This window comes from Streptomyces sp. NPDC005576 (assembly GCF_042871745.1).
GTDB lineage: Bacteria > Actinomycetota > Actinomycetes > Streptomycetales > Streptomycetaceae > Streptomyces.
Genome location: NZ_JBIAJC010000004.1, coordinates 332180 through 354877, shown reverse-complemented (window position 1 = coordinate 354877; position 22698 = coordinate 332180). Strand labels below are relative to the sequence as shown.

Genomic DNA, 22698 nt, shown 5'->3' with positions numbered 1-22698 from the left:
CCGAGGAAAGTGCACAATCCGGACCGCGGGAGGCGAGCCCTGAGGAAACGTCTCATTCGCTGATCTGGCCCTCGGGGGGCGTAGCCCGAACCCAGCCAGGGGCGGAAGGCTATGGGATGAGGCTCTAACCCGCTCACGCGGGCTGGGCCGCTCGGGGGTCGGGTTGGGGATGGCCGTTCCCCTGTGGGCACTCGGCGGCCACGCGCACCAAAGGATTTCGGATAGGGCCTGAGTACCTGGGAGCGGCGAGTTCGGAGAACTTCACCAGTCGGCGATCAGGCCGTGGCACCCTTCATGGGGTGGATAAGCAACCACCGCAAGGCGCCGAGGATCACACGTTTCACCTGTCCGACCGCTTGGACGTCCCAGTCCTGCTTCGTGGAGGGCCGGAGCGTCGTCCCAGCAGGAAACAGTGGGAGGGCGCCGAACGACCCTGGCCCGGGGTGGTCGGGGTCCCTGAGAACGGGTGGTACCTAGCCACGACGACCTGGCGGCAGATCGTCAAAGCGGCGACCGAAGTCGGCCGGGACATCGAACCCTGGCTCGCGCTCACGCCGAACCTGGCGATCAGCGAGCTGGTTTCCCGCATCTCCCCGTTGCACGCGTACCTCTGCCTGAGGAAGGTCGAGGCTGCAGCCCCCAGTGCAGCAGGGCGCCGCTTGTTCGTCAACGCCGTCTACCGGCACGGTACCGAGCGCAGCGCGCAATCGGCCTTCGGCTACCACTTCGGCATGACGATGGCCCAATGGATATGTGCGGGCATGATGGGGCTGGGCCCCACTCAGCACATCGAGACTGGTGGTCCCAACGGCGACCCCGGCTTCCTGTAGGCGTCCACCTCGCTGCCGGACCTGTGGGGTACCCACCCTGCCGGACCCCAGCACTGGCTCGTCGAGGCCAAGGCGCGCCAGCTCATAGGACTCGGCGATCTCAGGGAGGGGCTGGAGCAGCTTCAGGGAGGGAGCGCTCTGATGCACGGGCAGCCCCACATGCAAGTTCTCTGCGGTACCTCACTGCCTGCGCCTCAGAAGTGGGAGCAGGACCACGTCTTCCTGTCCGTGGACGCCATGAAAGTCGCAGAACCGCCCGCGTGGCCCGGGAAGGCCACTCCTTCGCCAGCGGATCCGTCTGGCAGCGGCTCGGAAGCGCACATCGCTGAGGACGACAACGCACTGCTCCTGACTGCGCAGTCGCAGATGCTGGTCTACCGTGCCCTTGCTCATGGTGTGGTGGACGACCTGCGCATTGTCCCTCTCAGCTCAGCCCGTGGGGAGCGTCACCGCAGTAGTGCCGGCTCTCTGTCGTGCATCGAGGAGGACGAAGAAACGCAGGTCGTGCGCCACCGTCTCGACGACGACCCTCCCGCAACCGAACAGCACATGCGTGGCCGACGAGGTGTAGCCGACTTCATAGCTGGTCGCATTCCGGGGACCGGGACACACGTGGGCATGTCGCGTCGGCTTTTTGCCGCGTGCCAGAACTTGGACGTGTTGCAAGTACGGGCAGCGCGCGAGGCCGAAGCAAGTGCGGTTCCGCTGCCGATCGAGTCGCATGTCGTCTGGGACGATGAGGCCCTGTACGCGGTGACTCGTGGTGAGCAGCTGGTTTACCGCGAGCGACAGCAGCCCAGGGAGCGGCGGGAGGCCGTTCGGGATGGTTTTGAGCAGTCGGACAGCATGTCCTGGAGGATGCTCTTGGGTGACCGCGAGCCGGTGGTGGACTGGCGCCGCACGGGCCTGTTGGAGGGCGCGACCGCGGAGACCTACATCGCCATTGAGGCGAGTGACCCCGTCCTCCGCAGCGCGCGGGACTGACGACCGGTTGTGGGCAGGGAGAGTGCAGGGCGCAACCCGCGCGGCTTCATACACCTGGCCCGCAACGAGGCGGCTGGCCTTCGGATAGTCCCAGCTCCGCGAGGACTTGGCTCGCGAGGTCGAAGGACTGGTTGCGGGGGCCGTGCGGGACGGACACGGCGGACTCGAAGCTCCGTTGCGCAGCCAGGGCTCTGGGCCCCACCAGGCCAGCCAGCCGGTAGTGGCGCCACAGGGGTACGGCCTTCGCCGCGTCAACGATGACGAGATCCGGCCGGCGCCAGATGGCCAGGGCCCAACGCTCGCCATCGGGACCACCAGTGGCCCAAGCCCCCACCAGGGGCTCCTCCTCGGCGGCGCCGATCGCTTCCAGGGCCACGAGTGCGGGGTTACTGAAACGTCCGACGGCGTGCAGCATGAGCCGCCCATGGCGGTGCACGTCGCGGCCCCTTTCGGCGAGGGCCGAGACCGCGTCGTCGAGGGGATCGTCCTGAACGATGTCGCCCGCCACGGAGAGCACGTTCTCCGGGGCCACGGTGAGGCCGAAGGCGTTGCCCAGCAGGGACGCGTACTCGGCGATGTAGGCGGCGTCCGCTGCTGGAAGGAGGTGGCCTACCGTTGCGGCCGTCTCGTTGAAGATGAGGGTCTCCGATGTCACCTCGTAACGGGGAGCGCAACTCCGGAGCACGGCGAGGGCGACTGCGGCGAGACTTCCGACCTCCGGCTCGATCCGGGTGGGAACGTCCCGTCCGTCCATGGCGCGCACCGCACCGGCCAGCAAGGGCAGCCAGCGGGTATCGGTCGGTGGCCACGCGCCCGCAGCCACGGTCCAGAGGGTCAGGCGCACCGCCAGCATCCGCTCGAGCGGTGTCTTTTGGGGTTTCGGGGTGACGAGGTCCTCGACCCAGCGCTGGTACTTGCGGCAGATGACCTTTCCGGCCTGTCGGAGATCGGGAACCAGCAGCGAACCCTGAGCACTGTCGAGTGGCTCGGTGTCGTGCTCCGCCGCCACCGACTCGGCGTCGTCCTCGTCGAGGCCCGCCTCGATGTCGTCGGTGAAGCGCTCGTCCCAGGCCACCATCAACAGGTCCTGAAAGGGCTCTTCCACACCGGCGGGCAGTGGGAGGCCGAGCGCGAAACGGACGAGCGGAGTTCCGATACGTCCGGCGCATTCGTCCAGGTAGCGCTCCCAGCCCTCCTCGTCGTCCGGTGTACGCGTCGGGACTGTCGTACTCGGAGTACTCGTGACCGCAGGGGCCGTCGTCGATGCCGACTGCAGTACCGTCCGCAAGGATTCCAGGTCGCTCAGGAAACGCTCCGCGAGCCGAATATCCGTGAACAGGTCCAGCGGCTGGGTACTGGGGACCTGGGACGGGGCCGGGGCCGACCGGCGCAGGACGCGTTCGACATCGACTACGAAGACGATGTTGCCGAGGTTGGGGACACCCGAATCGTCGACGGTCACCAGCCGTACGCGGCTGCCCCCGTCCGCCAAGACCGGCACGGTGGTCGTGGCCTGCCCCGGGGCGAGGTCCGAGATGCGCTCCCATTGCTCTGGCGGCGCCTCGGCTGCCGACAGCTCCACATGGCTGATGACGGGCAGCGGCCGGGCGAGACTGATCTCAAGTCCGTCGGCTCCGCGGACGGCACCGAGCAGGAGCGGTCCGCTGCGGGTCTGGGGGCGGGGCAGGGACGGCGCCGCACGGAGCCGCGTGACCGGCTCTTCCGTACCGTCGGGGAGGAGGGAGGCGGAGCTGGGGGTGATGATCCCGAGCTCGCAGTTGCCGCCCTGGCCCTGCTGGAGCAGTAGGGCGGCAGAGGAGAGGTTCGGGCTGCCGGTCAGGGCCCAGCGCCGCCCTTCCGCCACCCACTCGACGAGTTTGCCGTGGCGGTATCGCTGCCCGTCGTCACTGATGATCCGGCCGCCGTACTGCTGGACCAGCCCAGCGACCGACTGTCCGTCGAGATCGGTGATGCCTGGTTGGTAGGCGAGGGTGAACCGGCTCGGACGGAGGCGATCGAGCAGGTGTCCCAGGGCCCGGCCCTGCCGGTCGTGGAACGGTGCGAAGACGGCCAACTCATCGACCGGCCCGTTGGGCAGTTGGCTGAGGATGGGCGAGTGGAGGCTGCTGACGACACGCGTCTCCCGGTCGACTGGGGTCCTGTCACGGTGGAGTCGTTCCAGCAGGGCTGCGACCCTCCGCAGCGCCTGGGGGACGTGGGCCGAGAACTTCACCTCGTCGGGCAGGTCACGCAACCACGCTGCCAGTTCCAGGACCGCGGCCGGACTCCGGTCGTCGAGTACGCGAAGCACTGTCCACAACTCGGCGTTGCTCTGCCAGCCGGCCAGAGTGGTGTTGCCCGAGCCGAGCGCGATGGTGGCGTGCTCCTGTCCAGCCAAGACCACCACCTTCGGGTGGAACGCGGGTCCACCCGCGTATGCGAGCCCTGCCAGGTAGCTGCGCCCTGCTCGACGAACGGCTCTGGGATCAGACCTCGCTATGCCGACGTCCCCGACCACGGTGACACGAGCTCCCGTCGACTGGGTGACGCCGAGGGCGACCTCCTCGAAGAAACCGAAGTCCGCGGTGAAGCTCAAGAACAGTGCTTCTTCGAGACTCTGACCGCCGTTTCGGGTCTCATCAAGAATGAGCGTGAGCGGCGATGCAATCGTTGATGACGGCTCGGTACTCGGGGCCGGTCCGCTGTTAGGCAACGAGATCCTCCCCCCTGGTGGTCACCGACCAACGCTGTTTGCAGCGGTGCAGCACGCCACAGGTCGCCAGGACGGTGCCCAGTTGGTCCAGGCGTAGGCCCACGTCGCCGCGGCCCTCCTGGCTGGTCCTGTACAGCAGGCCGCTCCGTTCGTGCAGACGTGTGGGCAGCCAGAGCGAACCGTCGGGACGGCGCCGAGCCTTGGCCAGCGCGATGCGCTGGGACCGCGCCACCATGTCGTGGACCAGTCGGCGTGCCGTGTCACGCAGAGGCGCAGAGCGGGCTTCCTCCAGTCTCCACCCGACCCATTCCGGTCCGAGCTCGATACCGCGCTGCCCGAGGAACGCGTCACGGACCCGCCCCGAGAGCTCATCCACGCGGCGTGCTCCGACGGCCAGCACGCGCAGTTCGTTGAGAGGCAAGGGCGTGTCCGCTTCCCGGAGGCAGAGCTCGGCCGGCAGCGGCGCTCCAGTTGTGCTTTGCGTCGCAGGAAGGGATGACAGGAACTCGTCCACGGTCTGTGGTGGTAGTTGATCGGCAAAGCGGTCGGCCAGCTCCTCTGTCGTGATCATCCCTTCGACGTGCTCGACGAGCCAGGACCACAGACGGCGCCAGGCACCGACGGAGTAGTTCCGCAGGGCCACCCCCCGCCACACGGGCGCCGTGTCGATGTCCCTGGTCACGCAGTCCGTGGTCAGGAAATCGCCGAATGCCAGCACACGGCCGACGTCCCGGGTGAAGCGCACGACCGTGTGTTCGGAGACGATTCGTACCATCAATTGGATAGTTTCCTGTCGAGCCCTCGACCGCGGGTCGACACCAGATGCGTCCGGCCCGCAGATGAGGTCGGCCAGCCAATGTCCGTCAGGGTGCTCACCACCGGCACATACGCACAACTTCGTTCCCAGCGAGGCCAGGTCGCCAACGTGCAACGTGTCCTCGGCGGCCAGCTCGAGCAATTCGCCCAGGCCGGAGCGTACCGCCGACGCGTCGAGTCGAGGTCCGGGCAGGGGCATCCTTCCGGGGCCGAGGATGCCCAAGGCGGTTTCGGACCCTGCGTACGGCCCCCAAAAGCCCCAGGGGTTGCCCACGTACCCTTCCTTGCCCACAGCCGCAGACTCAGCTATCGAAATTGCACCGGAGCGGAGCCTCTGGGACAGGGCATCGACGCCGTGAGCGCGTGGCATCCATTCCAGGCCCTGGGGATGGTGGGCGAAGGACACGGCGGCGAGGGCGACCTCGGATCGGCGCAGCAGCTCCTGAGTTGCTGGGGCAGACAGCCCCGCTGCGTCGGCGTGCGCCGCGACCAGGCCGTGAAGGGCGTAGTACCGCGCATGGGGTGTTACCGCAGTGACGCCGGGTACCAAGTGATCAACCATGCGCATGACGTGCCGCTCCACCGAAAGCGGATATCGGCCCGCGGCGACATCCAGGCCTGAACTGCTCCATGCCGGGCCCCCGACCGCTCTGGGGGCAGAATCTGCTGCTGGGGCCGCCACCGACTCAGGCACGGAACCTCGATGAGCCTGAGGGGGGTTTGGCGCCGCACGCGACGATCGACTCCCAGCGGTCGTCGGCCGGGAAGCATCGGCTCACCCGGTCCGTCGCGAAATCTCCTCGCATGCTCCGCCCCAATACCGTTCAACGAGCCGTGATCGCGGGCCGCCATTCTTACGCATCTTCCGTGCTTATAAAGGTCCTTGCTCCCTAATCTGGCGCAATGGAGCCCGAGTTCGTGGGGTTCTACCTACCGTGATCCGGTCCGGCTGCGCGTCGGTCCAGCCGGACCGTACGGGTAGCGGATGAGCCGGGTGTGGTCCAGTACAGCGCCTCGTAGTTAGTACGTCTCCGCGCTCCGGCCAGCCTGCGGCCACAGGTGAAACTGCTGCCGATGTCCTGTGAGGCACGTGCCACCGTGAGGGATGGTGACGAACTCCGCGGTGCTGGAGTTGGTGCACGTATGAGAGACGGAGTGTGCCGACAGGGTGTTCCTGCGCCGAGGGATGCCAACGTACGCCGTGTGATGTTGGCCCAGCGCAGTCGGAACACCGCTCCGGAGATGGCGCTGAGACGGACGCTGCACGCGCTGGGCTTCCGCTATCGCGTTGACCTGCCGCTGCCGGGCATGCGCCGTCGGCGTTCGGACCTGACGTTCGTGAGGTGGCGCACCGTGGTGTTCGTGCAGGGGTGCTTCTGGCATGCCTGTCCGCAGCACATGCATGCGCCGGTGCACAACGCGGAGTGGTGGCGGGAGAAGTTCGAGGGCAACGTTCGACGGGACACCGATACGGACACGCGCCTCGTCCGGATGGGGTGGGTGCCCTTACGGATCTGGGAACACGAGGTCATCGACGCAGCGGTTGGCAAGGTGGTGCGTGCCCTCGGTGAACAGGGGCATCCGCGGGCGCTGCGGATCCTGGGCGCTGCAGCGCCGACGAGCGTGTAGACCTCCTAGGTGTGCCGTACACATGGTCGGGAAATGATCTTCGAATGGTTGGGAAAGGCCAGCACGGATCCTCCGTAGGTGCAGGTCAGACCCACCCGTGAACGGCCCACAGACGACAGTTCGCGAGTGGCTCTCGTGGACGTCACAAGATCCCGTCCGGTCGGAAGACCGGGCGGGATCTTGGCGTTCGTGGAGGGCGTCGCCCCATCCTGAGTGCGTGGGTAGGTGACAACCCGCCTTCCGCCCCTCCCCTCTCGTCGCCCAAGCGCTCGCGGGCGAGCGCTCTTCGGCGTGCCGTGCGGGGCATGTCACATCGCGCGGCGCTGTCCTGTCACTCCTGCGGAGACACCCCACGATCCGGGAGGCACCCGTCATGGCCCGCGTACCGTCCGACGAGGCACTCGCGCAGTTCCAGGAGCACCACGCGTCGCTGTTCGGCATCGCCTACCGGATGCTCGGCAGCGCGGCGGACGCCGAGGACCTGCTCCAGGACACCTGGCTGGCCTGGAGCAAGGTCGACCACGCCCGCGTCGACAGTCCAGGCGCCTATCTCGCCCGCACGATCACCAACCTCTCGCTCAACCGGCTGACCTCGGCGACCGCACGGCGGGAGGCGTACGTCGGCCCGTGGCTGCCCGAGCCACTGGTCACCACGCCCGACGCGAGCGACGCGGTGGAGCGGGCGGAGGCGATCTCGCTGGCGATGCTGGTGGTGCTGGAGTCGTTGTCGCCGCTGGAGCGGGCGGTCTTCGTCCTCAAGGAGGTCTTCGGCTACCCGTACGCGGAGATCGCCGCGATGGTCGACCGTACGGAACCGGCGGTGCGGCAGGCCGGCAGCAGGGCGCGCTCGCACGTCCGGGCGCGCCGGCCGCGTTACGAGGCGCCACCGGAGGTGCGCCGCAAGGTCACCGACGAGTTCATGGCGGCCTGCCTGGGCGGTGACCTGAACCCGGTGCTGGAGATGCTGGCGCCCGACGTGACCGTCTGGTCGGACGGCGGGGGCAAGGCCCACGCGGCGCTGCGGCCGATCCACGGCGCGGACAAGGTGGCCCGCTGGCTGCTGGGCGTGATGTCCGCGCCGCTCCCCGACACCGCGTACCACCGGGTCGACGTGAACGGCGAGCCCGGACTCCTGGTCACGGTGGCGGGGGTGACCGACGACGTCCTCGTACTGGAGACGGGCCCGGCCGGCATCGTCGGCATCCGGGTGGTCCGCAACCCCGACAAGCTGGAGCGGGTGCCCCTGCCGGACCGGCCGTTCCAGCCGCGCGGCTGAGAGCCCGGAGGCGGAGAGCGGCGCGAGCCGAGCGGGGTGGCGGACGCGGAGGTCAGGACTGCTGGAGCGGCTTGGCCATGCAGATGCTGTTCTCGTACGTCCGGTAGTGGCCGAACTTCTCGCAGACCGTGTAGCCGCTCGACGTGTACAGCCCGATGGCCTCCGGCTGCTTGTCGCCGGTCTCCAGGACCATGCGCGCACGGCCGGCGGCGCGGGCGTCGTCCTCCAGCAGGCCGAGGATGCGGCGGGCGAGACCCTGGCCACGTCCTTCGGGTATCACGAACATCCGCTTGAGCTCGGCGTCGCCGTCGCGGTAACCCTCTTCGTTCTCCTCCATGGCGCGCCAGCCGCCGGTCGCCACCGGGCGCTCGCGCTCGTCGTAGGCGAGGAGGTACAGACCGTTGGGCGGCTCGAACATGGTCGGGTCGAGGAAGGTGGCGTCGCCGCCGTCCTGGTACCGCTCCACGTATTCGAGCTGAACCTGATCGTTGAGCTTGACGGCGTCAGGGTGGTCGTACGACCGGCGCTGGATATTCACGCAGGTAAGCGTACATATGTGCGGGCCTGTCTTTGGGTACTGTTCCGGGGTGCTTACCGTCACCAGCGTCAACGTGAATGGGCTCCGCGCCGCCGCGAAGAAGGGCTTCGTCCCCTGGCTCGCCGGGACCTCGGCCGAGGTCGTCTGCCTCCAGGAGGTACGTGCCGAGGCGGCTCAGCTCCCCGAGGAGGTGCGGCATCCCGAGGGCTGGCACGTGGTGCACGCGCCGGCCGCCGCCAAGGGGCGTGCGGGCGTATCCCTGTACTCGCGGCGTGCGCCGGAGCGCGTACAGATCGGCTTCGGCGGGTTCGGGATCGAGGGCGCGGAGGAGTTCGACCTGAGCGGCCGGTACGCCGAGATCGACCTCCCGGGCGTCACCGTCGCCAGCCTCTACCTCCCCTCCGGCGAGGTCGGTACGGAGCGGCAGGACGAGAAGGAGCGCTTCATGTCGGCCTTCCTCCCGTATCTGGCGGGGCTGAAGGATCGGGCCGCCGCCGAGGGGCGCGAGGTCGTCGTCTGTGGCGACTGGAACATCGCCCACCAGCCCGCCGACCTCAAGAACTGGAAGTCGAACCAGAAGAACTCCGGCTTCCTCCCCGAGGAGCGGGAGTGGCTGACCCGGGTCTTCGAGGAGGCCGCGTACGTGGACGTGGTGCGCGCCCTCCACCCGGACCAGGAGGGCCCCTACTCCTGGTGGTCCTACCGGGGCCGCGCCTTCGACAACGACGCGGGATGGCGGATCGACTACCAGGTGGCGACGCCCGGCCTCGCGGCCCGCGCGGTCAAGGCATGGGTCGAGCGCGCGGAGACCCACCCGGAGCGCTGGAGCGACCACGCGCCGGTGACGGTGACGTACGAGCGGTAGGGGGCGGGGCCGCATGGCCCGTACCGAGTACTACGACGACCCGCACGCCCCTCAGCCGAACAGCCTGGTCGTGGCGGCCTCCGCCGTCGCCACCGACGCGGACGGCCGTCTGCTTCTCCAGCGGCGCCGGGACAACAACCTGTGGGCGCTGCCTGGCGGGGCGATGGACATGGGCGATTCCCTGCCCGGCACGGCCGTGTGGGAGGTCAAGGAGGAGACCGGTCTGGACGTGGAGATCACGGGGCTCGTCGGTACGTACACCGACCCACGTCATGTCATCGCGTACGGCGACGGAGAGGTGCGCCGGCAGTTCAATGTCTGCTTCACCGCCCGGGTCGTCGGCGGCGCTCTGGCCATCTCGGAAGAGTCGACCGAACTCCGTTTCGTGGCACTCGAAGATCTCGACTCGCTCCCCATGCACCACACCCAGCGGCTACGGATCGGGCACTTCCTGGAGCGGCGCGCGGTCCCGTACCTGGGGTAGGGAAAGGGCCTTCACCCCACGGTGAAGGTTGCTCCTGGGGCCGCGTACTCGACAGGGCCGGCGTACCGGGTCGCGGCGCGGGACACCGCCTGCGTGGGGTCGAGGAACGGGCCGACGTGGGTCACGATCAGCCGCCCGGCGCCCGCCGAGCGTGCGGTCTCGCCGGTGTCCTCCGGGGTGTGGTGCACCTGTTCCCCGCTCTCCGGAACCCGGTCGCTCTCCGCCTCGCAGAGCAGGACGTCGCACCCCTCGGCCAGGTCCGTCAGGGCGGGGCAGGGGGCCGTGTCGCCGGAGTACACCAGGGACCGCCCGGCGTGCTCCACGCGCAGTGCGAAGGCGGGCATGCCGTGGGCCACCGTGCGGGCGGTCAGCGTGAGCGCGCCGGTCCGGACGGCGTGCCCGTCGCTCAACTCCTCAATGGCGAAGGCGGATTCGACGGGGCTGGGGGTGTCACCGTTGGTGAGGAAGTGGACGAGTCGGTCGGCGATCCCCGGCGGCCCGAACAGGGGGATGGGGGAGGCGAGTTCGATGTCGGAGAAGACGGCGGCGTAGTAGGCGGTCAGCAGGTCCGCACTGTGGTCCGCGTGCAGGTGCGAGATCCAGATCGCGTCCAACTCGTCCAGTCGCACGTGCCGTTGCAGGGCGGCCAGCGTGCCGCTGCCGGCATCCACCCACACGCGGGTGCCGCCGCCCGACACGAGGTAGCCGGAGCAGGGGTTGTCGGTGCTCGCGTAGGGCGTCGAGCTGCCGAGAACCGTGAGGCGGAGGGTGTCGTCGATCATCCGGAAACCCTACGCGCGAGGTCCGGAGCGCCCAGGGCTGTCGTCCGTTTCCCGCAGCCGCCGGTCCAGGGCCATCGAGAGCTCCGCGTCCACGACCGCGCGGGCCAGGGGGCGGAGCTTGTCGATGGGGCTGTCCGCCGCGTGCACCTGGATGACGCGTACGAAGATCTCGGCCAGCGACTCGGCGTGCTCGCGGATGCGGCGGCCGGTGGACAGCACGGTGGCGAGCGGAACGCCCTCGCGCACCAGTTCGGCCGATACCTCCAACAGGCGACGGCTGATGTGCACGATCTCCTCGCCGTCCGTGGCGAGGTAGCCCAGATCGAGGGCGGTGGCGAGGTTCTCCGGGGTGACTTCGCCCTCGAAATAGTCGGCGAGTTGCTCCGGAGTCAGCCGGACCGGGGTCTCCTCGGTGGGCTCGCCCAGGCCCAGTACCTCGGCGACATCGCGTCCGCTCTCGAAGGTGGCGGCGAGGTCGGCGATGCCGGTGAGGGTGTGGCCGCGCTCCAACAGGCCGGTGATCGTGCGCAGTCGTGCCAGGTGATGGCTGTCGTACCAGGTGATGCGTCCCTCGCGGCGGGGCGGCGGGATGAGTCCGCGCTCGCGGTAGAAGCGGAGGGTCCGCACGGTGATGCCGGCCTCCTGGGCCAGCTCCTCCATGCGGTATTCGCGTTGCTCATGTCCTTCGGCCACAGAGCGAACCTTATGTCGTACCGCCGGTAACTTCCTCGTCCTGCCCTCTACCCATCAGTACGGGCCTGCTCTACCCTCCGAAAGGTGCCAGTGATTGCTGGCAGCGTCGTGTGACTACCGCGGGAGGCGGCGGCATGGCCCAGCACGAACACGTAAGGGTGGCGGTGATCGGATCCGGATTCGGGGGCCTCGGGGCCGCGGTCCGGCTGCGCCGCGAAGGCATCACCGATTTCGTCGTCCTGGAGCGGGCCGGCTCCGTGGGGGGAACCTGGCGCGACAACACCTACCCCGGGTGCGCCTGCGACGTGCCTTCGCACCTGTACTCCTTCTCCTTCGCGCCCAACTCCGAGTGGCCGCGCACCTTCTCCGGCCAGGAGCACATACGTGCGTACCTGGAGCGGGTGGCCGACACCTTCGGCATCCGGCCGCACCTCAGGCTCAACCACGAAGTCACCGTGATGCGTTGGGACACGGAGGCGCTCAACTGGGTGATCGAGTCGGCCAACGGCACCACGATCGTCGCGGACGTCGTGGTCTCCGCGACCGGGCCGCTCTCCGACCCGAAGATGCCGGACATCCCCGGCCTCGACACCTTCCCGGGCGAGGTCTTCCACTCCGCCCGCTGGAACCACGACTACGACCTGGCCGGCAAGCGCGTCGCGATGATCGGCACCGGCGCCTCCGCCATCCAGATCGTGCCCGCCATCCAGCCCCGGGTGGACCGGCTGACGCTCTTCCAGCGCACCCCGCCCTGGGTGATGCCGCGCGTCGACCGGGCCATCGGCCGTGCCGAGCGGTGGCTGCACCGCACGGTCCCCGCCACCGGCACCGCTCGGCGCGGACTGCTGTGGGGCATAAGGGAGTTGCAGGTCAGCGCCTTCACGAAGTACCCGGACGGGCTCGGGCTGATCGAGTCCCTGGCGAAGGCAGGCATGGCGCGGGCCATCAAGGACCCGGCGCTGCGCGCCAAGCTCACCCCGTCGTACCGCATCGGGTGCAAGCGCATCCTGCTCTCCAGCACCTACTATCCGGCGCTCGCCCGGCCCAACGTCGACGTGGTGGCCTCCGGCCTGGCCGAGGTGCGCGGATCGACGCTCGTCGCCTCGGACGGTACGGAGACCGAGGCGGACGCCATCATCTTCGGCACCGGCTTCCACGTCACCGACATGCCGATCGCCGAACGGGTCGTCGGCGCGGAGGGCATCACCCTCGCCGAGAGCTGGAAGACCGGCATGCGGTCGCTGCGCGGCGCCACCGCCGCCGGATTCCCCAACTGGATGACCATCATCGGCCCGAACACCGGGCTCGGGAACTCCTCGATGATCCTCATGATCGAGTCCCAGCTGAACTACATGGCCGACTACCTGAAGCAGTTGAAGGTGCTCGGTACCGGCACCGCGCTCGCCGCGCGCCCGGCAGCGGTGGACGGGTGGAACGACCGTGTCCAGCGGAGGATGGAGCGCACCGTCTGGAACACCGGCGGCTGCACCAGCTGGTACCTGGACGAGAACGGCCGCAACACCACCGTCTGGCCCGGTACCACGGCCGACTTCCGCCGCGCCACCAGGTCAGTCGATCTGGCGGAGTACGACGTGATCCGCGCCTCCGCGACCGTTCGGCCCCCTACGGTGGTCGCCCAGAGGTCCGGCGGGTCCGGGAAGCCCTCCCCGGCTCCCCATGGCGGGAAGGCCGCGAAGGACCCGGTGGCCCCGACAGCAGTACCGAACGCCAAGCTCGCCGGACCGGACCGGCCCGTGACCGAGGAGGCCACCCGATGAGAGCGCGAAGCCCGCGGAGCCCACGACAGCGGCCCGGGGACCCCGGGTCCGTACCCGAGGCGCCCGTACCCGAGCGGACGCTCTTCGCCGTCTCCGCCGACGGCTCGCGCGTCCACGTCGAAGTGCACGGTCCCGAGGAGGCGCCCGCCGTCGTCCTCGTGCACGGCTGGACGTGCAGCACCCGGTTCTGGGCGGCCCAGATCGCCGACCTCGCCGCCGACCACCGGGTCATCGCCTACGACCAGCGCGGGCACGGCGGCAGCCCGGACGTCGGCCCCGGCGGGCACAGCACCGACGCCCTCGCCGACGACCTGGAGGCGGTGCTCGCCGCCACCCTCGCGCCCGGCCGGAAGGCGGTGCTCGCGGGTCACTCCATGGGTGGGATGACGCTGATGGCCGCCGCCCGCCGCCCCCGGTTCCGGGAGCACGCCGCCGCCGTACTGCTCTGCAGCACCGGCAGCGGGCGGCTGGCGTCGCAGGCCCGGGTGCTCACGCTGCCGAAGGGGGTCGTGCGGACCGGCGGGACCCGGGCGCTCCTGCGGGCGTCCCTCCCGCTGGGGCCGGTCACGCCCCTCACCCGGAGCCTGCTCAAGTTCGCGACGATGGGGCCCGGTTCGTCGCCCGAGCGGGTGGAGACCTGTGCGCGCATCGTGCATGCCTGCCCCCGTAAGGCCCGCGCCGCCTGGGGGCAGGTGCTCTCCGGCCTCGATCTGGACCTCGACGTGGCCGAGCTGCGGGTGCCGACCGCGGTGCTGGTGGGACGGGAGGACCGGATGACCCCGCCCGTGCACTCCCGCGCGCTGGCGGCCGCCCTGCCGGACTTCCTCGGTCTCACCGCGCTGCCCGGAATGGGGCACATGACGCCGCTCGAAGCACCGGAAGCCGTCAGCGCGAAGATCCGCGAACTTGTCGCCGGTCACCTCACCGGGACCACCACGACCGAGAAGGAGGACGTTGTATGAGCGCCGCCCGGAGTCTCGAAGGACAGGTCGTCGTCGTCACCGGCGCGGCCCGCGGTGTGGGCGAACTGCTCGCGCGCAAACTGTCGGCGCGCGGCGCCACGCTGGCCCTGGTCGGCCTGGAACCGGAGGAGCTGAAGCAGGTCTCGGAGCGCCTCTACGGGGAGAGCGCCCACTGGTACGCGGACGTCACCGACCACGAGGCGATGACGCAGGTGGCTCAGGAGGTCAAGGACCGCTTCGGCAAGGTGGACGTGGTCGTCGCCAACGCCGGGGTCGCCACGGGAGGGCCGTTCGTGGACTCCGACCCGGTGGCCTGGCGCCGGGTCATCGAGGTCAACCTCATCGGCAGCGCGGTCACCGGCCGGGCGTTCCTGCCGGTACTGATGGAGAGCCGGGGCTACTTCCTCCAGATAGCTTCACTCGCCGCGATGACCCCGGCGCCGATGATGAGCGCGTACTGCGCGTCGAAGTCGGGCGTCGAGGCCTTCGCACACAGTCTGCGGGCCGAGGTCGGCTACCGGGGCGTGCGGGTCGGCGTCGGTTACCTCTCCTGGACCGACACCGACATGGTGCGCGGCGCCGACCAGGACGAGGTCATGCGGGAGTTGCGGGGCCGGCTGCCCTGGCCCACCAACCGGACCTACCCGCTCGGTCCGGCGGTCGACCGGATCGTGGCCGGCATCGAGCGGCGCTCCTCGCACGTCTACGCCCAGGGGTGGCTGCGCGGCATGCAGTCGGTGCGCGGCTACCTGCCCATGCTCATCGGCACGGTGGGGGCCCGCGAGATGAAACGGTTCGCCTCTCGGCTCGACGCCATCCCCAAGGGGCTGGTCGGAGCCGGCGGTGCCGCGGACACGCAGGTCCGTACGCCCCGTCGTTGACCGCCCGGCACACGGGCGGTACGGGGGCGGCACAGCGTCGACGTACGAGGCGGCACACGGTCGGCGTGCGGGCTGCACACGGGGCGACACGCCGGTCGGCACACTGCGTCATTGATCAAAATGCGCGGTATGTCCGGCCGTGCGAGGCTGAGCGAGGCCGCTCCTCACGGGGCGGTCCCCCCAGGCCCCACGCATCCCCCAGGAGTGAACAGCATGGGTATCGCAGACCAGTTCAAGGACAAGGCGCAGGAACTCGCCGACCAGGCCAAGCAGAAGCCGGGCAAGGGCAAGGACGCCGCGAGCGAGCGTGCCAAGGGCGCCGGCGACCGGGGCGACGAGAAGTCGGGCATGCGCGACCGCGCCGACGACGCGGCCGACAAGGCCCGCGAGCGCTTTGACCGTTGACGGCCTGAGGTCCTGACCGGCCCCGGGCCGGAGGTCCGTCGGGAAGAGGCGCATCCGGACGACAGGATGCGCCTCTTCGGCGTGCGCGGCGCCTGCGCGGTGCGGCCCCCTCCCCGGCGCGGAGCCCCCCGGCGTGGAGAGCGGTGCAGGGGAGCCCGAGCCCGTGCGGCCCCGGGCTCCCCTGCACCGGCCCCTCACCCCGGGGGCAGCCTCGGGGGCAGTGGCGGCCTGCGCCGGTCCGGTACCGCGTCCAACGTCGGCGGGGTCGCCGCCGGCTGCTCCTCCAGCAGCTCCAGCGCGAGGCGCACCGCGTCGTCCAGTACCGCGTGCCGGCCCTCCGCCCAGTCCAGCGGGGTGCGCAGCACCTCGATGTCCGGCTCGACGCCGTGGTTCTCGACCGACCAGCCGTACGTGTCGAACCAGGCGGCGTTCATCGGCACCGTGATCACCGTGCCGTCGCCCAGCCGGTGGCGTCCGGTCATGCCGACCACCCCGCCCCAGGTGCGCTGCCCCACCACCGGGCCCAGTTTCAGCAGTCGGAACGCGGCGGTGATCATGTCGCCGTCCGAGGAGGTGGCCTCGTCCGCGAGGGCCACCACCGGCCCGCGCGGCGCGTTCGATGCGTACGAGACGGCCTGCGCGTTCCGGGTCAGGTCCCAGCCGAGGATCTTGCGGGTCAGCTTCTCCACCACCAGCTCGCTGATGTGGCCGCCCGCGTTGCCGCGTACGTCCACGATGAGGGCGGGCCGGGACACCTCCATCCGGAGGTCCCGGTTGAACTGGGCCCAGCCGGAGCCGCCGAGGTCCGGGATGTGCAGATAGCCGCACTTGCCGCCGCTCAACTCCCGTACGACCTCACGCCGTTTGGCCACCCAGTCCTGGTAGCGCAGCGGCCGTTCGTCCACCAGCGGCATGATCGCGACACGGCGCGGGCGCCCCTGGCCGCCCGGCGGGAGGAACGTCAGCTCGACCGTCGTGCCGCCCGCCGCCGTCAGCAGGGGGTACGGGCCGGTGAGCGGATCGACGGGGCGGCCGTCCACGTGGGTGAGGACGGCACCCTCCCGGATGCCCGTTCCGGCGAGCGGGGAGCGGGCCTTGGAGTCGGAGGAGTCGCCGGGCAGGACGCGCCGGACGGTCCACGCCCCGTCCCGGCAGACGAGGTTGGCACCGAGCAGGCCGATCGCCCGCTGGTAGTGCGGGGGGCCCTCGTTGCGGCGGGCGGGGGTGACGTACGCGTGCGACGTGCCCAGTTCGCCCAGGACTTCGCGGAGCAGGTCGGCGAACTCGTCGGGCGAGGAGACGCGTTCGACGAGTGGGCGGTACTGGTCGAGCACTCCCGACCAGTCGATCCCGCACATGTCCGGTTCCCAGAAGTAGGAGCGGATGATGCGCCCCGCTTCGGCGTACGCCTGCCGCCACTCGGCCGCCGGGTCCACCTCGTGCAGGATGCGACGCAGGTCGAGATAGGTGGTGGAGTCGCTGTCGCCGGGCTCGTTGGAGGGGACGGCCCGCAACTCCCCTTCGTCCATGACGACGAGCCGGGTCGCGTCGCCGCTGACCGCGAACCAGTCGAGGTGGTCGACGAGTTCCGTTTTGCGGGCCTTGGTGATGTTGAAGTGCTCCAGCGTCGGGCGGCCCGACATGTCCGCCGGGTTGGCGAAGGTCTCGCCGAGCGCGCCGGAGATCGGCCACCGCAGCCAGACCAGGCCACCCCCGCTGACCGGTTGCAGGGCGGAGTACTTCGAGGCGGCGACCGGGAACGGCGCCACCCGGTTCTCCAGCCCCTCGAACTCGACGGTGACCGGCGCGGTCCCCTCGGCCGTACCGGTGTCCGGGAGGTCCAGCGGGTCGAGCCCGCCCGCCGCCGGGCGGCCGTCGGGTGAGAGCGCGAACGGCGACGGCGTCGCGGAGGAGAGGGGCACCAGGTACGGGCGGCAGCCCAGCGGGAAGGAGAGGTCGCCGGTGTGCACGTCGTACACCGGGTCGAAGCCGCGCCAGGAGAGGAAGGCGAGGTACCGGCCGTCCTCGGTGAAGACGGGATTCTCGTCCTCGAAGCGGCCGTTGGTGACATCGACGATCACCGGCGCCCCCGGTCCGGAGATCCGGGCCAGCTTGATCTGCCGCAACGAACGGCCGATGCCCGGGTGCGACCAGGTGAGCCAGGCGCCGTCCGGCGAGAACGCCAGGTCGCGCACGGGGCCGTTGACGGAACGGATGAGTTCGGTGACCCGGCCGGGGGGCGGTGGTGCGGCACTGTCGTCGCCGGCTCGGGCTCCGGCTCCCACCCCTTCGCCCGTCTCCGCCGTGGTCGCGTCCGCCGGCTCTCCCTCCGCCGCACCCCCGGCGGTCTCGGCGAGTGCGGCCACCGCCGTTTCCTCGACCGCCTCGGCCCTCTCGGCGACTCCCTCGGCCCGCGCGCGGAAGACCTCCGCCCGGGTGGAGCCGCCGGGCCCCGACCCCGGCGGCTCGGCGCCCACGAAGGAGCCCACGAAGGAGGCCGTGGCCGGCCCCGCGGAAGAGTCCGCCGAAGCGCCCCCGAAGCCGCCCGCCGTCGCGTCCGCCGTTTCCTGGTCCGTGGTGTCCAGGAGCAGCAGCCGCCCGTCGTCCGAGGCGATGGCGAGGCGTTCGCCCTCCGGGTCGGAGATCATGTCCAGCACCCGCCCCAGCTGTCCGGAGGCGAGCCGCCGGGTGGGGCGGTCGCCGGTGGCGCGAGGCAGGGCGGCGATCTCGACGGCGTCCTCGCCGTCCGCGTCGGTGACGTAGGCGACCTGGCCGCCGCTGCCGAGCATCTCCGGCAGCCGGACCCGTACGCCCGGGGTGTCGGTGATGGTGCGGGCGGGGCCGTCGCGGTGGGTGAGCCAGTAGAGCGAGCCGCGCACGTTGACGGCGCTCGCCCGGCCCGTCTCGTCCACCGAGAGCGAGCCGACGTGGCTGGCGGCCGGTACCTGGTACGTACGGCGTCCCGAGCGCGGGCCGCCGAGCCGCACTTCCAGCTTCCGGGGGGTGGCGGCCGGGTCCTCCAGATCCCCGGCGAGCCAGAGCTCACCGGCGCACTGGTAGACGACGCGGGTGCCGTCGCTGGAGGCGTGGCGGGCGTAGAAGGCGTCGTGGTCGGTGTGACGGCGCAGGTCGGTGCCGTCCATCAGGCAGGAGTAGAGGTTGCCGACGCCCTCGTGGTCGGAGAGGAACGCGATCCGCCGGCCCACGAACATCGGGGCGTCGAGGTGGCCCCCGATGCCCGGCAGCAGCCGTCGGCCGTGCAGCCAGAGCCGCCCGGTCGCGCCCCCCCGGTACCGCTTCCAGGCGGCCGGCTCGTGCGGCGGTGTCCCGGTGAGCAGCAGGGTGCGGCGTTCGCCGTCGATGTCGGCGACGGCGATGTCGGAGACCGGGCCCCAGGGGAGGCGCCCGCCGGGGGAGCCGTCGGTGGGCACGCTGTAGGCCCAGGAGAAGTACGAGAACGGCTGGCCGTGCGAGGAGACGGCCAGGATCTGCGCGCCCTCACCGGTGTCGGGGGTCCAGCCGCAGACCCGGGCATCGGTCGACCCCCAGTGGGTGAGGCGGCGCGCCGGTCCGCCGTCGACGGGGGCGAGGTGGATCTCGGGGTCGAGGGTGCGCCAGGTCGTGTAGGCGAGGGTGCTGCCGTCGGGGGAGAAGCGCGGGTGGCTGACCCGGGTGCGGTCGGCGGTCAGTCGCCACGCGCGGCCCGGCCGGTGCCCGGCGGCGGCGAGGGGAGCGACCCAGAGATCGTCCTCGGCCGCGAAGCAGAGCAAGTCCTGGTGGAGGTGGGGGAAACGGAGATACGCGACGTCGTCACTCACCCCACCCATGCTTTCGGTGGGTGGGTCCGGGGGCAACTCGTGACGCGGGAAACATGTGGCCTACCCCACAAGCGAAACGGTCCCGTTTCGCTTGGAGGCGGACGTAGGCTCACCTGTACGAAACGGTTTCGTTCCTGTGAGCGAGCCGTGGACCGGAGTACGGAAGGGGGTCGGCGCCCATGGCACGCACCAGGCTCACGCCTGAACGCGAGAGCGAGCTGTTCGCCGCCGTCCTCGACCTGCTCCGAGAAGTCGGCTACGACGCCCTGACCATGGACGCCGTCGCCGCCCGCACCCACTCCAGCAAGGCCACCCTCTACCGCCAGTGGAGGAGCAAGCCCGAGCTGGTGGTGACGGCCCTGCGGCACAACAAGCCGGTGAGCCTCGCCGACATCGACACGGGATCGGTGCGTGGAGACTTCCACGCCGTCGTGACCCGTACCGACGACTGCCGCATGGAACAGGACACCGCGCTGATGCGGGGCCTGAGCCGTGCCGTCCACGACAACCCCGATCTGCACCAGGCCCTGCGTGATCTGCTGGTCGAGCCGGAGCTCTCCGGACTCGCCCTGCTGCTGCGCAGGGGTGTCGAGCGGGGTGAGCTGAACCCGGACAATCCGGCGCTCAAGTACGTACCCCACATGCTGATGGGCGCCCTCGGCGTCCGGCACCTGGTCGACGGCCGCCCCGTCGACCAGGAGTTCCTCCTCGAATACGTCGACTCCGTGGTGCTCCCCGCCCTCGGTGTTGCCGGGCGGACCACGGCCGGGGCTGTGAGCCCCGTCCCAGCCTGACCCCTCGGACACCGGCGTCCGACCTCCCCGGCCGCTTCCCGGCGGTCCGCTCCCCACCGCTCCACCTGACACGCCGCTCTCGTCGTCGGGCTGGTTCCTCATGCCTCATTTCCCGCACACGACTTGACCGGGAGTCCGCCTCCGTGGCCACTTTCCTTTACAGACTCGGGCGCCTCGCGTTCCGCAAGCGGCGTTATGTCGCCCTCATCTGGGTTGCCCTGCTGGCAGTCGCCGGTGTGGGTGCCGCCACCGCGACCACTCCCACCTCCAGCTCCTTCTCCATACCGGGCACGGAGGCGCAGAAGGCCTTCGACCTGCTGGAGCAGCGCTTCCCCGCCTCCCACGCCAACGGCGCCACCGCCCGGGTCGTCTTCAGCGTCCCGGACGGGCAGAAGGTGACCGACGCGGCCCACAGGGCCGACGTGGAGAAGATCGTCGGTGAGCTGAAGAGCGGATCCGAACAGGTCGCCTCGGTGACCGACCCTTACACGGCCAACGCCGTCAGCGAGGACGGTTCGACCGCGTACATCTCGGTCTCCTACACCCAGGACGCCGCCAACATCACCGATGCGACCCAGAAGGCCCTGAAGACCGCGGGCGACGACGCCGAGGCGAGCGGGATGACCGTGGCCATCGGCGGCGACGCGCTCGAACCCGGCGCCGAGGGCGGCGCCACCGAGGCCATCGGCGTCGTTCTCGCCGCAGTGGTGCTCGTCGTCACCCTGGGCTCGCTGGTCGCCGCCGGACTTCCGCTGCTGACCGCGATCATCGGCGTCGGTATCGGCGTCGGCTCGATCACGGCGCTCGCGAACGTGCTGGACCTCGGCACCACCACCTCCACCCTCGCGGCGATGATCGGCCTGGCCGTCGGCATCGACTACGCGCTCTTCATCGTCTCCCGCTACCGGGCCGAACTGGCCGAGGGGCAAAAGCCGGAGGAAGCCGCCGGACGGGCGGTCGGCACGGCCGGCTCCGCCGTCGTCTTCGCCGGGCTGACCGTGGTCATCGCCCTCGCGGGTCTCGCCGTCGTCAACGTCCCCATGCTCTCCAAGATGGGCTTCGCCGCCGCCGGCACGGTCGTCGTCGCCGTCCTCATCGCCCTCACCCTGGTCCCGGCCCTGATGGGCTTCGCGGGCAGGCGGATCATGGGCCGCAAGGCACGCAAGGCCGCCGCCGAGAACCGTCCCGACGCCAAGCCGAACGGCGGCACCCGCTGGGCCCGGTTCGTGCTGCGCCGCCCGGTGTGGGTGCTGATCATCGGGGTCCTCGGCCTCGGTGCCATCGCGCTGCCGGCCACCTCGCTGGAGATGGGCCTGCCGGACGACGGCTCCCAGCCCAAGAGCACCACCCAGCGCCAGGCGTACGACATGCTGTCGGACGGTTTCGGCCCCGGCTTCAACGGGCCGCTGATGGTCGTCGTCGACACCCGGCACAGCTCGGACGGCAAGACCGCCGTCAAGCAGGTCTCCGACGAGATCGAGTCCATCGGCCACGTCGCCGCCGTCACCCCGGCCGTCTTCAACAAGGCCGGCGACACCGCGACGATCACGGTCGTCCCGAAGGACCGGCCCAGCTCGGCCGGCACGGAAGACCTCGTGCACCAGATCCGGGACGCGGGTCAGCACATCAAGAGCGACACCGGCGCCGAGGTCCTGGTCACCGGCGCCACCGCGATGAACATCGACTTCTCCCAGAAGATGAACGACGCGCTCATTCCCTACCTGGGGCTCGTCGTCGGCCTGGCGTTCCTCCTCCTGATCCTGGTCTTCCGCTCGATCCTCGTCCCGCTGAAGGCGGCCCTCGGCTTCCTGCTCTCGGTCGTCGCTGCACTCGGCGCGGTCGTCGCGGTCTTCCAGTGGGGCTGGCTCGCCTCCCTGCTGGGTGTGGAGACGACCGGCCCGATCATGTCGATGATGCCGATCTTCATGGTCGGCGTGGTCTTCGGTCTGGCCATGGACTACGAGGTCTTCCTCGTCACCCGGATGCGGGAGGCGTACGTCCACGGGGAGACCCCGCACCAGGCGATCGAGACCGGCTTCAAGCACGGCGCCCGTGTGGTCACGGCGGCGGCGGTCATCATGATGGCGGTCTTCGGCGGCTTCATCGGCGCCACCGAGGCAATGATCAAGATGATCGGATTCGGTCTCGCGATCGCCGTCTTCTTCGACGCCTTCGTGGTCCGCATGGCGATCGTCCCCGCCGTGCTCGCCCTGCTGGGCAAGCGCGCCTGGTGGCTCCCGCGTTGGCTGGACCGCGCCCTGCCGAACGTCGACGTCGAGGGCGAGGGCCTGCGCAAGCACCTCCCCGACGCCGACGCCGACGCCGGTGACGGCGAAGGGCCGGCCGGCGGCGAGCGCGAGCTGAGCCGGGTCTGACGGCCTCCGCCGTCGCCCCGAGCGGCCGGGCCCACCGGCCCGGCGGCTCCTCGCTACTCCGGGGCCGCGCCTGAG

18 protein-coding genes are annotated in these 22698 nt (G+C 70.4%); 12 read left to right on the top strand and 6 right to left on the bottom strand.

What is annotated here, in order from left to right:
* The first annotated feature begins 299 nt into the window (after window positions 1-299).
* The gene (locus ACFYPN_RS09645; protein WP_389297529.1) at window positions 300-830 is read left to right on the top strand and encodes a hypothetical protein; all 531 of its coding nucleotides are present in this window, start codon (window positions 300-302) and stop codon (window positions 828-830) included.
* Between the two features lie 141 nt (window positions 831-971).
* On the top strand, window positions 972-1814 hold the full coding sequence (locus ACFYPN_RS09640; RefSeq protein ID WP_389297527.1) for a hypothetical protein: 843 nt from the start codon (window positions 972-974) through the stop codon (window positions 1812-1814).
* Window positions 1815-1860: 46 nt separating this feature from the next.
* Here ACFYPN_RS09640 and ACFYPN_RS09635 read toward each other — a convergent pair whose 3' ends face one another.
* Together ACFYPN_RS09635 and ACFYPN_RS09630 are read right to left on the bottom strand one after the other, a co-directional pair.
* Window positions 1861-4410 carry a hypothetical protein gene (locus tag ACFYPN_RS09635; RefSeq protein ID WP_389297526.1) on the bottom strand — a complete coding sequence of 850 codons (2550 nt, stop codon included), beginning with the start codon at window positions 4408-4410 and terminating at the stop codon, window positions 1861-1863.
* Between the two features lie 109 nt (window positions 4411-4519).
* A complete protein-coding gene (locus ACFYPN_RS09630) occupies window positions 4520-5911 on the bottom strand; it encodes a hypothetical protein (protein WP_389297524.1) in 1392 nt (463 codons plus the stop codon).
* A gap of 575 nt (window positions 5912-6486) precedes the next feature.
* Here ACFYPN_RS09630 and ACFYPN_RS09625 point away from each other — a divergent pair.
* Together ACFYPN_RS09625 and ACFYPN_RS09620 are read left to right on the top strand one after the other, a co-directional pair.
* On the top strand, window positions 6487-6972 hold the full coding sequence (locus ACFYPN_RS09625; RefSeq protein WP_389297523.1) for a very short patch repair endonuclease: 486 nt from the start codon (window positions 6487-6489) through the stop codon (window positions 6970-6972).
* A gap of 373 nt (window positions 6973-7345) precedes the next feature.
* A complete protein-coding gene (locus tag ACFYPN_RS09620) occupies window positions 7346-8248 on the top strand; it encodes an RNA polymerase sigma-70 factor (RefSeq protein ID WP_358758457.1) in 903 nt (300 codons plus the stop codon).
* Between the two features lie 52 nt (window positions 8249-8300).
* On the opposite strand, the gene ACFYPN_RS09615 is transcribed toward ACFYPN_RS09620, so the two are convergent.
* Window positions 8301-8786: a GNAT family N-acetyltransferase gene (locus ACFYPN_RS09615; protein ID WP_358758459.1), complete on the bottom strand. Its 486-nt coding sequence runs from the start codon at window positions 8784-8786 to the stop codon at window positions 8301-8303.
* Between the two features lie 49 nt (window positions 8787-8835).
* Here ACFYPN_RS09615 and ACFYPN_RS09610 point away from each other — a divergent pair, with 49 nt between their 5' ends.
* Together ACFYPN_RS09610 and ACFYPN_RS09605 are read left to right on the top strand one after the other, a co-directional pair.
* Window positions 8836-9651, top strand: coding sequence for an exodeoxyribonuclease III (locus ACFYPN_RS09610; protein WP_358758461.1), 816 nt, complete (start codon window positions 8836-8838; stop codon window positions 9649-9651).
* Between the two features lie 13 nt (window positions 9652-9664).
* Complete coding sequence (locus ACFYPN_RS09605; protein WP_358758463.1) at window positions 9665-10135, top strand: NUDIX domain-containing protein; 471 nt, start codon at window positions 9665-9667, stop codon at window positions 10133-10135.
* Window positions 10136-10146: 11 nt separating this feature from the next.
* Here ACFYPN_RS09605 and ACFYPN_RS09600 read toward each other — a convergent pair whose 3' ends face one another.
* Entirely contained in the window at window positions 10147-10917 is a 771-nt protein-coding gene (locus ACFYPN_RS09600; protein WP_358758465.1) for an MBL fold metallo-hydrolase, read from the bottom strand.
* A gap of 9 nt (window positions 10918-10926) precedes the next feature.
* Window positions 10927-11577 carry a MerR family transcriptional regulator gene (locus ACFYPN_RS09595; RefSeq protein ID WP_358758574.1) on the bottom strand — a complete coding sequence of 217 codons (651 nt, stop codon included), beginning with the start codon at window positions 11575-11577 and terminating at the stop codon, window positions 10927-10929.
* Between the two features lie 167 nt (window positions 11578-11744).
* Between ACFYPN_RS09595 and ACFYPN_RS09590 the strand changes: the two genes are divergently transcribed.
* The 4 genes from ACFYPN_RS09590 to ACFYPN_RS09575 all read left to right on the top strand — a co-directional run bounded on the left by ACFYPN_RS09590 (window position 11745) and on the right by ACFYPN_RS09575 (window position 15636).
* A complete protein-coding gene (locus ACFYPN_RS09590) occupies window positions 11745-13388 on the top strand; it encodes an NAD(P)/FAD-dependent oxidoreductase (RefSeq protein ID WP_358758467.1) in 1644 nt (547 codons plus the stop codon).
* A complete protein-coding gene (locus ACFYPN_RS09585; protein WP_358758468.1) occupies window positions 13385-14350 on the top strand; it encodes an alpha/beta fold hydrolase in 966 nt (321 codons plus the stop codon). Before ACFYPN_RS09590 ends, ACFYPN_RS09585 begins: the two co-directional genes overlap by 4 nt.
* Window positions 14347-15231 (top strand): SDR family oxidoreductase, encoded by an 885-nt coding sequence (locus tag ACFYPN_RS09580; protein ID WP_358758470.1) that lies wholly within the window; start codon window positions 14347-14349, stop codon window positions 15229-15231. Before ACFYPN_RS09585 ends, ACFYPN_RS09580 begins: the two co-directional genes overlap by 4 nt.
* Before the next feature lie 213 nt (window positions 15232-15444).
* Window positions 15445-15636 (top strand): hypothetical protein, encoded by a 192-nt coding sequence (locus tag ACFYPN_RS09575; RefSeq protein WP_358758472.1) that lies wholly within the window; start codon window positions 15445-15447, stop codon window positions 15634-15636.
* A gap of 194 nt (window positions 15637-15830) precedes the next feature.
* On the opposite strand, the gene ACFYPN_RS09570 is transcribed toward ACFYPN_RS09575, so the two are convergent.
* Window positions 15831-19454 (bottom strand): S41 family peptidase, encoded by a 3624-nt coding sequence (locus ACFYPN_RS09570; RefSeq protein ID WP_358758474.1) that lies wholly within the window; start codon window positions 19452-19454, stop codon window positions 15831-15833.
* Between the two features lie 179 nt (window positions 19455-19633).
* Between ACFYPN_RS09570 and ACFYPN_RS09565 the strand changes: the two genes are divergently transcribed.
* On the top strand, window positions 19634-20248 hold the full coding sequence (locus tag ACFYPN_RS09565) for a TetR/AcrR family transcriptional regulator (protein ID WP_358758476.1): 615 nt from the start codon (window positions 19634-19636) through the stop codon (window positions 20246-20248).
* Window positions 20249-20391: 143 nt separating this feature from the next.
* Window positions 20392-22623, top strand: coding sequence for an MMPL family transporter (locus ACFYPN_RS09560; RefSeq protein ID WP_358758477.1), 2232 nt, complete (start codon window positions 20392-20394; stop codon window positions 22621-22623).
* Window positions 22624-22698 lie beyond the last annotated feature (75 nt).